Annotated in this window: 13 protein-coding genes; 9 read left to right on the top strand and 4 right to left on the bottom strand. The window is 51.5% G+C overall.

Going from position 1 to position 14,744, the window contains the following annotated elements; genetic code table 11:
* The first annotated feature begins 24 nt into the window (after positions 1-24).
* Genes thiC through thiH form a run of 6 tightly spaced genes read left to right on the top strand, consistent with a single transcriptional unit; the run spans position 25 to position 6,063 of the window.
* Complete coding sequence (gene thiC / locus IE054_RS06525; protein WP_189404533.1) at positions 25-1,713, top strand: phosphomethylpyrimidine synthase ThiC; 1,689 nt, start codon at positions 25-27, stop codon at positions 1,711-1,713.
* The gene (thiE, locus tag IE054_RS06520) at positions 1,710-3,254 is read left to right on the top strand and encodes a thiamine phosphate synthase (protein ID WP_189404531.1); all 1,545 of its coding nucleotides are present in this window, start codon (positions 1,710-1,712) and stop codon (positions 3,252-3,254) included. Before thiC ends, thiE begins: the two co-directional genes overlap by 4 nt.
* Positions 3,244-4,002, top strand: a complete 759-nt coding sequence (locus IE054_RS06515; RefSeq protein ID WP_189404529.1) for a HesA/MoeB/ThiF family protein — start codon at positions 3,244-3,246, stop codon at positions 4,000-4,002. The genes thiE and IE054_RS06515 overlap by 11 nt, the downstream gene beginning before the upstream one ends.
* Positions 3,987-4,187, top strand: coding sequence for a sulfur carrier protein ThiS (thiS, locus tag IE054_RS06510; protein ID WP_189404528.1), 201 nt, complete (start codon positions 3,987-3,989; stop codon positions 4,185-4,187). The genes IE054_RS06515 and thiS overlap by 16 nt, the downstream gene beginning before the upstream one ends.
* Before the next feature lie 2 nt (positions 4,188-4,189).
* Positions 4,190-4,960, top strand: coding sequence for a thiazole synthase (locus tag IE054_RS06505; protein ID WP_189404525.1), 771 nt, complete (start codon positions 4,190-4,192; stop codon positions 4,958-4,960).
* Positions 4,957-6,063: a 2-iminoacetate synthase ThiH gene (gene thiH, locus IE054_RS06500; RefSeq protein ID WP_189404522.1), complete on the top strand. Its 1,107-nt coding sequence runs from the start codon at positions 4,957-4,959 to the stop codon at positions 6,061-6,063. The genes IE054_RS06505 and thiH overlap by 4 nt, the downstream gene beginning before the upstream one ends.
* Before the next feature lie 308 nt (positions 6,064-6,371).
* On the opposite strand, the gene IE054_RS06495 is transcribed toward thiH, so the two are convergent.
* Together IE054_RS06495 and zapE are read right to left on the bottom strand one after the other, a co-directional pair.
* On the bottom strand, positions 6,372-7,094 hold the full coding sequence (locus IE054_RS06495) for a YebC/PmpR family DNA-binding transcriptional regulator (RefSeq protein ID WP_189404520.1): 723 nt from the start codon (positions 7,092-7,094) through the stop codon (positions 6,372-6,374).
* Between the two features lie 113 nt (positions 7,095-7,207).
* Positions 7,208-8,305, bottom strand: coding sequence for a cell division protein ZapE (zapE, locus tag IE054_RS06490; protein WP_189404518.1), 1,098 nt, complete (start codon positions 8,303-8,305; stop codon positions 7,208-7,210).
* A 272-nt stretch (positions 8,306-8,577) separates the two neighbouring features.
* Here zapE and IE054_RS06485 point away from each other — a divergent pair, with 272 nt between their 5' ends.
* Together IE054_RS06485 and IE054_RS06480 are read left to right on the top strand one after the other, a co-directional pair.
* Positions 8,578-9,021: a ZapG family protein gene (locus IE054_RS06485; RefSeq protein ID WP_189404516.1), complete on the top strand. Its 444-nt coding sequence runs from the start codon at positions 8,578-8,580 to the stop codon at positions 9,019-9,021.
* Between the two features lie 102 nt (positions 9,022-9,123).
* Positions 9,124-10,488 carry a DegQ family serine endoprotease gene (locus IE054_RS06480; RefSeq protein ID WP_189404514.1) on the top strand — a complete coding sequence of 455 codons (1,365 nt, stop codon included), beginning with the start codon at positions 9,124-9,126 and terminating at the stop codon, positions 10,486-10,488.
* Between the two features lie 71 nt (positions 10,489-10,559).
* On the opposite strand, the gene glpD is transcribed toward IE054_RS06480, so the two are convergent.
* Positions 10,560-12,083 carry a glycerol-3-phosphate dehydrogenase gene (gene glpD, locus IE054_RS06475; RefSeq protein ID WP_189404512.1) on the bottom strand — a complete coding sequence of 508 codons (1,524 nt, stop codon included), beginning with the start codon at positions 12,081-12,083 and terminating at the stop codon, positions 10,560-10,562.
* Between the two features lie 85 nt (positions 12,084-12,168).
* The gene (locus tag IE054_RS06470) at positions 12,169-12,927 is read right to left on the bottom strand and encodes a DeoR/GlpR family transcriptional regulator (protein ID WP_189404511.1); all 759 of its coding nucleotides are present in this window, start codon (positions 12,925-12,927) and stop codon (positions 12,169-12,171) included.
* Between the two features lie 223 nt (positions 12,928-13,150).
* On the opposite strand from IE054_RS06470, the gene glpK reads away from it, so the two are divergent.
* Positions 13,151-14,635, top strand: coding sequence for a glycerol kinase GlpK (glpK, locus tag IE054_RS06465; RefSeq protein WP_189404509.1), 1,485 nt, complete (start codon positions 13,151-13,153; stop codon positions 14,633-14,635).
* Positions 14,636-14,744: the final 109 nt, after the last annotated feature.

The raw sequence follows: 14,744 nt of genomic DNA, 5'->3' as shown, positions 1-14,744 counted from the left end.
CTAACTTTTCAATGAGAGTATGCTATGTCAATCACGCAACGTCAGAGCCGCCAGCAGGCTGAATCATTTTTAAATACGCTGTCAGGCAGTTATTTCCCACAATCGACACGGGAATTTATTCGTGGCTCAGAGGAAGATATCCGCGTGCCATTCCGGCGCATTCATTTAAGCGACACGCTCCATCAGCCCACGCCCGGCAGTATCATGCCATCAAACCCGCCGCTGGATGTATACGATACGTCCAGTGTGTATGGCGAGCCAGGCGTCAGAGTTGACGTCCGTAATGGTCTTGAGAAACGGCGCGCAAAGTGGGTAGAGAAGCGCAAGCAAAATCAGGAGTATGGACCGACACAGTTAGCCAGTGCGCGCCGCGGCATCATCACCCCTGAAATGGAATTTGTGGCGCTGCGTGAAAATCTTGGCCGCGAAGATCTGCCCAACCCTGTGACGCCCGAGTTTGTACGTAACGAAATTGCTGCAGGCCGCGCGATTATTCCGGTAAACCATAACCACCCCGAATCTGAACCCATGATAATCGGGCGCAACTTCCTGGTAAAAGTCAACGCGAATATCGGCAACTCGTCAGTTACATCGTCCATTAAGGAAGAAGTCGAAAAGCTGGTTTGGGCAACACGCTGGGGCGCGGACACCATCATGGACTTGTCTACGGGCAGAAACATTCATCAGACCCGCGAATGGATTTTACGAAACAGCCCGGTTCCGGTAGGGACAGTGCCTATCTACCAGGCCCTGGAGCGGGTAGGTGGTATTGCCGAGGATCTTGACTGGCCCACTTTCCGTCAGGTGCTGGAGGAACAGGCGGAACAGGGCGTCGATTATTTTACTATTCATGCGGGCGTACTGCATGACTTTATTTCACTTACCGCCAACCGGGTAACCGGCATAGTGTCGCGTGGTGGCTCAATTATGGCGAAGTGGTGCATGGCGCACCAGGCTGAGAGCTTTTTGTATCTGCATTTTCGGGATATTTGTGCGCTTTGTGCCAAATACGATATTTCCCTCTCGCTGGGAGACGGGCTTCGCCCTGGCTCCATTGCTGATGCCAATGATGAGGCCCAGTTCGCCGAACTTCGGGTGTTAGGCGAGTTAACACAGATTGCCTGGGAGTACGATGTACAGGTGATGATTGAAGGCCCGGGTCATGTACCCATGCACAAAATCAAAGAGAATATGGATGAGCAGTTAAAACACTGCCATGAAGCGCCATTCTACACCCTTGGGCCACTGACGACGGATATAGCGCCAGGTTACGATCATATTACGTCAGGCATCGGTGCGGCAATGATAGGCGCCTTTGGATGTGCCATGCTCTGTTACGTCACCCCCAAAGAACACCTGGGCTTGCCAAACAAAGACGATGTAAAAGAAGGGCTAATCGCCTATAAAATTGCCGCTCATGCGGCGGATCTGGCCAAGGGCCATCCGGGAGCACAGGCGCGGGATGATGCTATGTCGAAAGCGCGCTTTGAATTCCGCTGGGAAGATCAGTTTAATCTTGCACTGGATCCGGTGACTGCCAGGGCTTATCACGATGAAACGCTGCCTCAGGCGTCAAACAAAACGGCACAATTTTGCTCCATGTGCGGACCTAAATTTTGTTCAATGAAAATCTCCCATGAAGTTCGTCAGTATTCCGGTAACCGGATCGATATTAAGGTACTGAATGCTGCTACGAAGGAGTCAGACACGTGAGCCGCCCTGTCGTCTGGAGTATTGCCGGGTCAGATAGCGGCGGCGGAGCGGGGATCCAGGCAGACCTGCACACCCTGCAGGCGCTTGGAGTTCACGGCTGTACAGTGGTCACCACGGTAACTGCGCAAAATTCTATAGCAACCAGAAGCCTTCATCCATTGACCGGCGAGCAGCTTCACAGTCAGCTTTGTTGTTTACTGGATGACCTTCCCCCTGCGGCGATTAAAATTGGCTTAATCAGTAACCGCGACCAGTTAAGCACGGTCGCGAGTTTTATGGAAAACTGGCCAGCGCAGATTCCACGCCCCTTTGTGGTATGGGATCCGGTGTTAGTGTCAACACAGAAAGACGTACTGTCAGAACTTCAACCTGAAGATATCACTGCTTTGCTCAGACAGGTCAACCTGATTACACCGAACCTGTCAGAGCTTACCCGCTTATCTGAACGCAAAGTAGCGTCTGATGATGCGCTTATTGAGGCGGCGCTTTCGCTTTGTCGGCAAGGCGCAACTGCGATACTGGTGACCGGGATCGCATCAAATGAGGACAAACGGAACAGTGTCAGCGCGAGCGACAATCCGTGCAGACGCGACTACTTGGTTTCTGACAACGACCAGTTTGTTTTAGAAAAACGTGCCATAGATACTGCTCACGATCACGGCACCGGCTGTACGCTGTCTTCCGCCATTGCCGCATTTGCAGCACATCATTACCCACTGGACGACTGCCTGGTACTGGCCAGTGCCTATGTGACTCAGGGGTTACAGCAAGCAACCGGCCAGGGACAGGGGCCGGGGCCGGTTGCGCATACCGGGTGGCCAGACACCCTTACTGCATTTCCGGCAATCCGGCGAAGCGAACTGCCTGCCGTGTCTCCACGCTTTGCGTCATTAACTGCCCCACCAGGGCTTTATCCGGTCGTCGATTCCGTACCCTGGTTAGTGCGGCTTCTGGATATGGGGGTGACCACGCTCCAACTGCGGATTAAAGCGCCACCGACCGCACAAGTGGAGGTCGCTATTCGCGAGGCGATTGCGCTGGGCAAGCAGTATAACGCGCAGGTGTTTATCAATGATCACTGGACGCTTGCAATTAAGCACGGTGCCTTCGGTGTGCATCTGGGACAGGAAGATTTGGCTCTCGCAGACCTTACTGCGATCGAAAAGGCAGGCCTGCGCCTGGGTATTTCTACTCACAGTTACACGGAAATTCTGATTGCCTTGCGCTACTCCCCTTCCTACATCGCACTCGGGCATATTTTTCCAACACAGACCAAATCCATGCCCTCTTTGCCTCAGGGCGTCGAGCGTCTGGCTCGCTATGTGAAACTCTTAACGCGTACGGGTATACCTGCCGTCGCGATAGGGGGAATAGGACTAAGTAATATTGATGAGGTCGTTCAGGCTAATCCGGATGGTGTTGCCGTTGTGACGGCCATCACCCAATCTGAGAACGTTCGTGAGGCTGTAGCGGCGTTAAAAGAAAAATTAGATCAAAAGCCGACTGGATGTGCCAGCCGGGAGGTGTCTGATGCTCACTGATCAGGAGTACTTACGCTACGGCGCGTCAACCTGCCTGGGGACCTTCGGTGAAGCAGAACAACTGAAGCTAAAACATGCGCGGGTCGTAGTGATTGGCTTAGGGGGCCTGGGTTGCGCTGCCAGTCAGTACCTCGCTGCTGCGGGAGCAGGTACACTGATGCTGGTTGACGATGATACCGTCCAGTTAAGTAACCTTCAGCGTCAGGTACTTTACACCACCTATCAGGTCGGAACAGCAAAAGCGCGCAATGCCGCACGTTCATTAGCGCAGTTAAACAACACCATCGATATCCAGGCAAAAACATTGCGGGTTGATGAAGACAATGTGCACGAATTGATTGGCGACAGCAATGTAGTGCTCGATTGTACTGATAACCTGGCGAGCCGGTGGGTAATTAATAAAGCCTGCTACCAGGCGAAGATTCCCTTAGTAACTGGCGCCGCTGAGGGCATGCAAGGCCAGCTGCTTAGTCTGGAACCATCCCACAGCCATGGCTGTTACGCCTGCCTGTATCCGCCGGTCACCGAGGAGCGCCCCTCCTGTGAACGTGTCGGTGTGCTCGGCCCGCTGGTCGGTATTATCGGTGCGTATCAGGCATTTCAGGCCATTCGCGCACTAACCGGACAAACCACAGACTGGGGCGTGTTGCACACCTTTGACGGGACGCGCATGACGTGGTCACGCTTTTTCCTTCCTGCTTCCGTTGACTGCTCACACTGTCAGGAGAGTTTATGCAAATTTCAGTAAATAATCAGACGATAGAAATTAACGAAGAGATGACGGTTACAGCGCTGGTTAAGGCGCAAAATCTTAATACGCAGGCCATTGCCGTTGCGGTGAACCAGCACATCATTCACCGGGAAAACTGGCCGGAATATCACTTTAGCAGCGGTGACAAGGTCGATATTGTTACTGTGGTAGCCGGAGGATAATTATGCTGACAATTGCCGATCATACGTTTCACTCCCGTTTGCTTGCAGGCAGTGGCAAGTTTTCCAGCGCTGAGACCATGGAAACCGCCCTGGCTGCCTCTGGCAGTGAGCTGGTTACGCTAGCGCTAAAACGCATAAACTCTGACAGCGCGCATGATGACATTCTCGCTCCGGTGAAAAGTCTGGGCCTGAAACTGCTGCCCAATACCTCAGGCGCTAGAAACGCCGAAGAAGCTATTTTTGCGGCACGGCTCGCCAAAGAAGCACTAGGTACACGCTGGCTGAAACTTGAAATTCATCCAGATCCTAATTACCTGTTGCCCGATCCCATTGAAACGCTGGTTGCTGCTGAACAACTGGTAAAAGAAGGGTTTACGGTATTGCCATACTGTGGAGCGGATCCAGTGTTGTGTCAGCGGCTGACAGATGCAGGCTGCGCGGCAGTTATGCCACTTGGTGCGCCGATTGGCTCAAACATGGGCCTTAAAACCCGGGATTTTCTGCGTATTATCATTGAGCAGGCCAGAGTGCCTGTCATCATAGATGCCGGAATAGGCGCCCCGAGTCATGCCGCTGAAGCCATGGAAATGGGCGCAGATGCCGTGCTGGTTAACACCGCGATTGCGACAGCCCGCGATCCTGCAAAAATGGCTCAGGCGTTTCGTGAGGCCATCATTTGCGGGCGACGAGCCTACAGCGCCGGACTTGGCTCTGCGTTCACAGGCCAGGCCCGTGCAACCAGTCCTATGACATCGTTTCTGGACACGTTATGAGCTTTTTCGACAAATGGAAGCAAACTAGCTGGGACGATACCCGACTGGCCTTATACAGTAAAACGGCAGCAGATGTAGAAAAGGCCCTGCACGCCAGTGTCATCGATCATGATGAATTTCTGGCACTCATATCGCCGGCCGCCGCGCCTTACCTGGAAACCATGGCGGTGAAGTCACACCAGCTTACCCGACAGCGGTTTGGCAATACACTCAGCTTGTTTATTCCGCTTTATCTTTCGAACCTGTGTGCGAACGAGTGTGATTATTGTGGCTTTTCAATGAGCAACCGCATTCGACGCAAAATTCTCAGTGAAACAGAAATCCAGGCTGAGTGTGAAGCGATTAAAGCTAAAGGGTACGACACCATTCTGGTTGTCACTGGCGAGCATGAAACCAAAGTCGGGATGGCGTATTTCCGCAGGGCGCTGTCAATTATTAAACAGTATTTCAGTTACGTGATGTTTGAAGTACAGCCATTGTTAGAGCATCAATACGCAACGCTCAATAAGGCCGGTCTTAATGGTGTGATGGTGTATCAGGAAACCTACAATGCACTTGTTTACGCCAGACATCACCTTCGTGGACAGAAAACGGACATTCGCTGGCGACTGGAAACCCCGGACAGACTGGGCGCGGCAGGCATTGATAAAATTGGGCTTGGCAGTCTAATCGGTCTTGCAGACTGGCGGGTTGACAGTGCGTTCACCGCATTACATCTTGAATATCTGCGCAGTCGCTACTGGCGCAGCCGTTATTCCCTGTCCTTTCCCCGTCTGCGTCCCTGTGCAGGTGGGGTGAACCCTGTTATGCCAATCAGCGATAAAGAACTGGTACAGCTGATTTGTGCCTATCGGCTGCGCTTTCATGAAGTGGAAATGAGTCTGTCTACCCGTGAACAGGCAGCGATGCGGGATGGTTTATTTTCGCTTGGCGTGACGGCTGTCAGTGCTGAATCAAGTACCCAGCCTGGTGGCTACTCGCAGCCCGCTGATGAGCTCGAGCAGTTTGCCATTGACGACACACGGGCAACGACGGAGGTTGCCACCGCAATTCGCCGAGCCGGTTTACAGCCAGTTTGGCGCGACTGGTTACCCGTCTGGTAGTCAGGTTTCCTGATACGGTCATGGTCATGTTGACCTGGCTTCTGGTCTGTAAGTTATCGGCGGTCTTGTAATTGGTTCTATCCGCTAGCGGATAAGCCGGTTAACTCAGAAATGCGCAGCAGATTTTGCTGCGCGCTTATGCCAAAGGCAGAAACATCAGCCGTAACCAAGACTGAAATGTTGATAAAAATACAAAGCGATTAACAGTAATGAGAGAGCAGAGAAGCCCAGCAATCTGGGCTTCTGACACATTTAAATAACGTATCTTTAATTAAAAACTTAATTAAAGCCTCAATGACTATGAACAGTTAATCAGGCGTCACGGCGTTGTGATACACGTCCTGCACGTCATCACAGTCATTCAGCATATCCATGAACTTTTCAAACATAGGCAAATCCTCTTCACTGATTTCCGTTTCTGTTTGTGGTATCCAGCTGATTTCCTCGGCTTCAAACTCCAGTTCCGGGTACGCATCGCTCAACGCGGTTTTTACCTGATAAAACTCAGTATGCGGGGCATAAACTGTGACCTTACCGTCTTCACATTCGACGTCGGTCACATCCACATCGGCTTCCATTAACACTTCCAGTACCGCGTCTTCATCGTCACCGGCAAACTGAAAAATGGCCTGATGATCGAACATATGACTGACCGCACCTTGTGCGCCCAGCTTGGCATTGGTTTTGGTAAAGCAATTTCTGACATCGGTGATGGTACGGTTGGCATTGTCTGACAGGCAGTCGACAATGACCATACAATTGCCCGGCCCAAACCCTTCATAGCGCATCGGCTGAAAATCTTCACCTGCGCCACCGGCGGCCTTATCGATAGCCTTGTCGATGACATGGCTGGGTACCTGGTCTTTTTTTGCTTTGTCCATCAGGCGGCGCAGAGACAGATTGGTTTCCGGATCGGTGCCCCCGTTTTTAGCGCACACGTAAATCTCTTTACCGTATTTTGAGTAAACTTTCGTTTTCGCCCCGGCTGTCTTGGCCATGGCCGCTTTTCTTACTTCAAACGCTCTTCCCATCGTATTTTTCTCTTAACTCTTTCCTAATCAACGCCCGTTGCCTGCTTTCTTCATGGTAACCGGCAAAAAGTGGGCAGAATTCTACCCCACAATAACAATCTTGATAAGCGCCGTCAGGGCAAATGCTCGGTTGCCAGGTACTCATGCGACTGCATCTCTTTCAGGCGGCTTAGGCAACGCCTGAACTCAAAGCTTAGCTGGCCGCCGGTATATAACTCTTCCATTGCCACTTCTGCAGACATGATGAGCTTCACGTGACGCTCGTAAAATTCATCGACCATCGCAATGAAACGGCGTGCCACATCGTCGTTGTTACGGCCCATGGTAGTTACATTGGCCACCAGCACACTGTGGTAACAGCGACTTAATTCAATGTAGTCACTTTGGCTTCGCGGCCCGTTACACAAATCGTTAAACTCAATCATCATCACGCCGTCAGCGTCGCGACAGGTTTGTAACTTGCGGTGGTTAACCTCAATCACAGCGTTTTTGGTTCCGGCTTCCGGGGCCAGCTGGGTGAAGTAATCATGCAGATTCTGCGTTGCCTTTTCATCCAGCGGATAGTGATAAATCTCAGCCTGCTCCAGTGTCCGTAACCGGTAGTCTACGCCACTGTCGACATTCACGACCCGGGTATTCTGATTAATCAGGTCGATGGCCGGCAGAAAGCGCTGACGCTGCAGGCCATTTTTATACAGCTCATCGGGCACAATATTCGACGTTGCGACCAGCACAATGCCATGACCAAACAGAGCTTCCATTAACGTGCCCAGGATCATGGCATCGGTGATGTCTGAGACGAAAAACTCATCAAAACAAATAACCCGGGTCTCTTCGGCCAGTTTGGCGGCAATCAGCTTTAACGGATCCTGCTTATTCTGCAAGTCTTTCAGCTCGTCATGCACCCGGTGCATAAACCGGTGAAAATGCACGCGCATTTTTTTATCGAAAGGCAGGCACTCGTAAAAGGTATCCACCAGATAGGTTTTGCCTCGCCCTACACCGCCGTAAAAATAAATCCCCTGGATCCCCGGCCGCGTTTGCCCTTTGCCAAACGCAGCTTTTATTTTAACCCGCCAGGTGGTTTTACGGGACGGTTCGGTCAGTTCATCGTACAGTCGCTGCAATTCGCGCACTGCATTTTCCTGTGACGGATCATGATGAAACTCAGGATCCGACAAATCCTGCTGATATTTCTGCCATGGCGTCATCGCCAGTGTTGCTCCTTATACGAAAATGAAGGCCAGCTGCGCTGACCTGCTTGAAAATTGCAATTATGACCTTAATTTACGAGTAAATCACGGTAGAATCAGTATAACCTCTATGTAGAGCGGCTACATCGTTATAAATTCGCGTGGTTTTATAACATCAGACGCGAAAAGTAAGCTCTATTGCTATAGTCAACGTATAGACGCAGCAATAAGTGGTATAGCGGCGTCCGCTAACTTTCTAACGTTAAAAGAATGTCTAACCGGAGATCTGAATGGACGTAATAATTCCTCTGGCACTGTTAGTAGTCGGTCTGATAATCGGCTTTTTCGTTGCACGATATATATACACCAAATCCAGTTCACAACAGGCAGTGGAAATTGCTGAGAAAAACGTCAAAGAGCTGATGGCACAGCAGGCTGATCATCATATTCATCAAACCCGGCAGTCGTTGTCAGCCATTGAAAGCCAGTGTCAGACGTTGCGCCAGCAGGTAGAAGAATATGAAGCCTTACTGGGGCCAAATGCCGATGAGGATACGCCCGGCGTTCCTTTTTACGGGGAGCAGGCCTCCAGTTATCTGCGCAATAACCTGCAGGGTAAGGAAAAAGCCAAACCCGCGCATGTCGCTGACACTCAACCCAGAGATTTTGCCAAAGAAGGGTCGGGTTTGTTCGTCGGAGGAAATAGTCAGCCTGCCGCAGATAAAAAAGGCTAGCCGGAACTTTACCCGGCTTCCTGAGTCTTTTTTTAAGGAATATGCGAATAAATCTTCCTTATTAACAACATATCGCAATCATCATGAGGAGTGTAAGCGGATATGAAAAAGACGTTTCGCCAATGGGCGGTAGTTACTTCCGTCGTCGTTAGTTCACTGGGTCTGACCGTATCAGCCAGTGCCGCCCTGCCATTTTTCGGTGATAAAAAGCAGGAGGTTCCCTCGCTGGCACCAATGCTGGAAGAAGCGACGCCAGCGGTGGTGAGTATTGCTGTTGAGGGTACACAGACTGCACGTCAGCGGGTGCCGGAAATGTTTCGCTATTTCTTCGGCGGCCCACAGGAGCAGATGCAGGAGCGGCCCTTCCGCGGATTAGGCTCGGGTGTCATCATTGATGCCGACAAGGGCTACATTGTGACCAACAATCATGTTGTTGATAATGCCGACGAAATTACGGTCAAACTGACCGATGGCCGGGAGCTTCAGGCGAAAAAGCTGGGGGCCGACGAGCAAAGCGATATTGCACTGTTAAAAGTGTCGCCTGATAACCTCACCGCATTACCCCTTGCCGATTCAGACAAAACCCGGGTCGGCGATTTTGTGGTAGCCATTGGCAATCCTTTCGGTTTGTCGCAAACGGTTACGTCTGGCATTGTGAGTGCTCTTGGCCGTTCCGGGCTGAACATTGGCGGCTATGAAGATTTTATTCAGACCGACGCGGCCATCAACCGCGGCAATTCTGGCGGCGCACTGGTTAACTTAAATGGTGAACTGGTAGGCATTAATACCGCTATCTTTGGGCCGAATGGTGGCAACGTGGGTATCGGTTTTGCCATTCCCGCCAACATGATGAAGAGCTTAGTTGATCAAATTGCCGAGTTTGGCGAAGTCCGCCGTGGCTTGCTGGGGATCCTGGGCAACGACGTAGACGCTGGTCTGGCCGAGGCAATGAATGCCGAGGTGAATCTGGGTGCGTTTGTCAGCGAGGTACAACCTGAGTCGGCAGCCGAAGAAGCTGGCTTGCAGGCCGGGGATATTATCACTGCCGTCAACGGGCGTGAGCTGAACAGCTTCCAGGAACTGCGTGCCCGTATCGCCAGCATGGGGGCAGGTGCCGAAGTCACGCTGACCATCATGCGCAAAGGAGAAACACAGGATGTGAACGTAGTACTCGATGACGCCACACAATCGACGGTGACGGCAGCTCAAATACATCCTGCACTGGAAGGCGCGACCTTAAGCAATGGCAGCGATGACGCGGGCAATACCGGCGTTGTGGTGTCTGAACTTGAGCGGGGGACGCCCGCTGCACGCATTGGCCTGCAGCCAGAAGATGTGATTGTTGGCGTAAACCGTCAGCGGGTAAACACTGTGGCTGAATTCCGAAACGTACTGGATGAGTCATCGGGCGTGATAGCCCTGAACGTGAAGCGCGGGAAATCCACGCTTTATCTGGTGATTCGTTAAGTCACATAAGCTAGCTGAGTAAAGTAAAAGCCGTTCACATAGTGAACGGCTTTTTTATTGGCCGGGCGTTGCTATGCGGTCTTGCCGTGACAGGCTTCTGTACTGTAAGAGCTAAGGTAGCTTTCAAGCGCTGCCTTCTGTGTTGGCGATAGGCGAAGGCCCAGCTTGGTCCGACGCCATAAAATATCCTCGGCCGTGACCGCCCATTCATGAGCACGCAGATAATCTACTTCAGCCTGATAAAGTGCACCGCCAAAGTGCTCACCCATATCGCTAAGCGAATGCTTACCGGCTAAGAAGTGCTTGCACAGCGTGCCATATTGCCGCACATACCTACGAGCCAGCGCGGCGGGTAACCAGGGAAAGTTATCATTCAATGACATACCAAGCTGCTGCTGACTGCTAAAACTGCCCCCGGGCAGCGGCATGCTCTTTGTCCACGGCTGGCCGGTTTTTTTGAACTGCTCCGACAGCGTATTCACCGCGTGCTCGGCTAGTTTTCTGTAAGTCGTAATTTTGCCGCCGAAAACATTCAGAAGCAGCGGCGAGTCAGCGTCGCCGCTTAGTACCACTTTATAATCACGGGTGAGCTCCTGCGCTGTCGCATTCGCCTCTTCCAGCAAAGGTCTCACGCCACTGTAGGTGTGCACAATATCCTGCTTTGCCACTGAATGTGTAAAGTAGTGGTTTACGATATCCAACAGATAGTCTGTCTCTGTGTCAGAAATACCCACGCTTCCGGGATCCCCCTGAAAATCCTCATCGGTAGTACCAATCAGGGTAAAGTCATCTTCATAAGGAATAACAAAAACAATACGTTTATCTTTGTTTTGAAGAATGTAAGCTTCGCTCGAGTCATACATTTTCGGTACGACAATATGGCTGCCCTTAACCAAACGCATGGCACCGGGTGGAGTGATTCCCGCCATCCGGTCAAGAAAGGAAATGGCCCAGGGGCCAGCAGCATTGACGATACACCGTGCAGACACCTGCTGCTTTGTGCCGTCCTTAGACTGCAATGTTGCCAGCCAGCGCTTGCCCTGCTTAATGGCACTCACACACTCTGTGCGAGGCAGAATTACCGCCCCCTGGTCGCGCGCGGCCATCGCATTAAGAACCACCAGCCGGGCATCATCAACCCAGCCGTCAGAGTACTCAAAGGTGGTCTTGATGTCGGCGTTAAGCGGGTCTCCGGCTTCGGGCTTTACCCGGCGTGAGCGCGGCAAAACCTTTCGCCTGGCAAGGGAATCGTAAAGAAATAACCCAGCCCGTATCATCCACGCCGGACGCAGATGAGACTGGTGCGGTAATCTGAAACGCAACGGCCAGATAATATGGGGCGCTTTCGCAAGTAAGACCTCGCGTTCTGCCAGTGCCTCTCTTACCAGACGGAACTCATAATGTTCCAGGTACCTCAGGCCCCCGTGAATCAGTTTACTGGATGCCGACGACGTCGCCCCACCCAGATCATTTTGCTCGCAAAGCATAACCTTAAGGCCACGCCCGGCGGCATCTGCGGCAATGCCGGCACCATTAATTCCGCCCCCAACTACGAGGACATCACATTGTTCAGAAGACGTCGCATTGGTAGACATCGCTGCATTCTTTGTGAAAAAAGTGTTGACGGTAATTTATACATCAATATGGGTTAGTGTCAACAAAAACGAAAACAAACGAACATTATGCTTTCACAAAGCGAATACTATTTTCATCCATAATTTTCATTAGGGCCGGTGGCGGTGTGACATCACATACCATACAGTCAACCTGTGACAGATGACCCTGCTCAACCATGGCCTGGCGATCGAACTTACTGTGATCGGCGGCCAGAATGGTTTGTCGGGTATGCTTCAGAATCGCTTGAGAAACCTTGACCTCCCGGTAATCAAAGTCAAGCAGCGCACCGTCTGCACTGATCCCACTGATTCCGATAATGCCATAATCCATTCTGAACTGACTGATAAAATCACAGGTTGCCTCACCGACAATACCACCGTCCCGATACCGCACTTCACCGGCAGCAATGATCACGGTGAAGTCTTCTTTGACTGACAGCGTGCTGGCGACATGGATATTGTTTGTCACAATGTGAAGATTTTTATGGTTAAGCAACTTAGCCGCAATCATCTCCGTTGTGGTGCCTATATTAATGAACAGTGAGGCACCGTCCGGGATCATGGCAGCCACGGCATCCGCAATCTTTTCTTTTATATGACGGTTATGGTTTTTACGTTCCTGGTAGGGTGTGTTTTCCCAGCTTTTATTGATCCCAGCCCCGCCATGATAGCGGCTCACGGCACCACTTTCTGCCATTTGATTGAGATCCCGCCGGATTGTCTGGGGCGTCACGGCACATTGCTCGACTAGCTCATCAATGGTCATAAAGCCGCGCTGCGTGATAAGACTGAGAATTTTCTGATGACGTTGAGGTTGGTTCATAGTTCCCGGTTTATCCCATAATTTGCTGGGTCGCACAGCCAGTCTCTGGGAGCAGAGGTTAATCAGCGTCCCGGCTGTGCAAACGAATAATCTGATTATACGGCAGCATCTGAACAAAATCAGGTATAAAACGAACACCGAATTTTCGTTTTCGAAAATTTAAGATTGTTAACCCTGTGTAAATCAGGCAGACTGCGAACAAAAACAAATCAGGAGAATCGCCGTGCCGCAGTATATTCTTGCCATAGACCAGGGAACAACCAGTTCACGCAGCATCATTTGTTCTTCCCATGGTGAAATGATTGCCATGGACCAGCACCCCGTCACACCGTCCTGTCCTGAAAACGGCTGGGTTGAACAAGATCCCGAAGCTATCTGGCAAAGCGTGCTGTCCTCACTGAAAGGTGTGTTAGCACAAGCGACACTTTCTGCGGCTCAGATACATGCAATAGGCATTACAAACCAGCGTGAAACAACCCTGGTATGGAACCGGGATACCGGCTCACCCGTGTATCCCGCAATTGTATGGCAGGATCGTCGCACAGCGGACACCTGTAATGCCATTGCAGACGATCCGGCAGCAGCAGACTATATACGCGCCACAACCGGCTTACTGCCCGACCCTTACTTTTCTGCAACCAAGGTTGCCTGGATCCTTGATAATGTGCCTGGTGCAAGAGCCCAGGCAGAGGCCGGGGAATTGCTGTTCGGTACTGTTGACAGTTTTTTAATCTGGCGACTGAGCGGTGGTACATCGCATGTTACCGATGCCACCAATGCATCACGCACCTTGCTGTTTGATATTCACAAACAGTGCTGGGATCAAAAACTACTGGATTTGTTCAACATACCGCCAGCCATGCTGCCCACGGTGCTGGATTGTGCCGATCAGTTTGCTGAGCTTGACGTATCGCTGTTAGGCGCTGCAATTCCTGTCACCGGCGTTGCGGGTGACCAGCAGGCAGCACTGATCGGCCAGGCCTGCTTTGAACCGGGTATGACCAAAAGTACCTTCGGTACCGGAGGTTTTATGATGCTGAATACCGGTACTACGCCCGTGTCATCACAACATCGCCTGCTTACAACTGTCGGCTACCGTCTTAACGGAGAGGTCACCTATGCACTGGAAGGCAGCATTTTTATGGCTGGTGCCACGATGCAGTGGCTGCGTGACGGACTTAAACTGCTGGATAATGTTGCCGATTCTGCACAGCTGGCTCTGGACGCGCCCGCTGACAGCAGTGTTTACCTGATCCCTGCATTCACCGGCCTTGGCGCGCCTTACTGGGATCCACAGGCACGGGGAGCAATTCTGGGTCTGACCCGCGATACCGGGATAAAAGAAATTATTGCCGCAGGACTTTTGTCAGTCTGCTATCAGACCCGGGATTTACAGTGCGCGCTGCAAAGTGACGGTGTCTCGCCTCTGTGCCTGCGTGTCGACGGAGGCATGGCAAGCAACGATTACCTGATGAAGTCACTGGCTGACATACTTGGTGTGACAGTTACCCGACCTGAGGTTACAGAAACAACCGCACTGGGAGCGGCCTTTCTGGCTGGCCTGCAAACCGGCGCATTCACTTCAATGAATACGCTTACCCAGCTTTGGCAATGTGGACAAACATTTGAACCGACAATGCCGCCATCACGACGCGATCACCTCTATGCAGGCTGGAAAAGCGCAGTAGAACGTATTCGCTGCTGTTAACAGCGCTCACCCGACATTATTGCCTTGTTATATTTTTGTACAAAAAAAGTTTAATTTAACATTGTAATTACATAAATTTTGTGTGTTAATGCACGTGAAAGGTAAACGT

The organism is Alteromonas halophila, from assembly GCF_014651815.1.
Classification (GTDB): domain Bacteria; phylum Pseudomonadota; class Gammaproteobacteria; order Enterobacterales; family Alteromonadaceae; genus Alteromonas; species Alteromonas halophila.
This window is presented reverse-complemented; position numbering and strand designations above follow the sequence as displayed.

What these genes read in the sequence shown, in the direction of transcription:
- IE054_RS06515 (WP_189404529.1), top strand. Translation starts at nt 3,244, where the DNA reads ATGCTCACTGATCAGGAGTACTTACGCTACGGCGCGTCAACCTGCCTG.
- IE054_RS06505 (WP_189404525.1), top strand. Translation starts at nt 4,190, where the DNA reads ATGCTGACAATTGCCGATCATACGTTTCACTCCCGTTTGCTTGCAGGC.
- thiC (WP_189404533.1), top strand. Translation starts at nt 25, where the DNA reads ATGTCAATCACGCAACGTCAGAGCCGCCAGCAGGCTGAATCATTTTTA.
- thiH (WP_189404522.1), top strand. Translation starts at nt 4,957, where the DNA reads ATGAGCTTTTTCGACAAATGGAAGCAAACTAGCTGGGACGATACCCGA.
- IE054_RS06485 (WP_189404516.1), top strand. Translation starts at nt 8,578, where the DNA reads ATGGACGTAATAATTCCTCTGGCACTGTTAGTAGTCGGTCTGATAATC.
- IE054_RS06495 (WP_189404520.1), bottom strand. Translation starts at nt 7,094, where the DNA reads ATGGGAAGAGCGTTTGAAGTAAGAAAAGCGGCCATGGCCAAGACAGCC.
- thiS (WP_189404528.1), top strand. Translation starts at nt 3,987, where the DNA reads ATGCAAATTTCAGTAAATAATCAGACGATAGAAATTAACGAAGAGATG.
- IE054_RS06470 (WP_189404511.1), bottom strand. Translation starts at nt 12,927, where the DNA reads ATGAACCAACCTCAACGTCATCAGAAAATTCTCAGTCTTATCACGCAG.
- IE054_RS06480 (WP_189404514.1), top strand. Translation starts at nt 9,124, where the DNA reads ATGAAAAAGACGTTTCGCCAATGGGCGGTAGTTACTTCCGTCGTCGTT.
- glpD (WP_189404512.1), bottom strand. Translation starts at nt 12,083, where the DNA reads ATGTCTACCAATGCGACGTCTTCTGAACAATGTGATGTCCTCGTAGTT.
- zapE (WP_189404518.1), bottom strand. Translation starts at nt 8,305, where the DNA reads ATGACGCCATGGCAGAAATATCAGCAGGATTTGTCGGATCCTGAGTTT.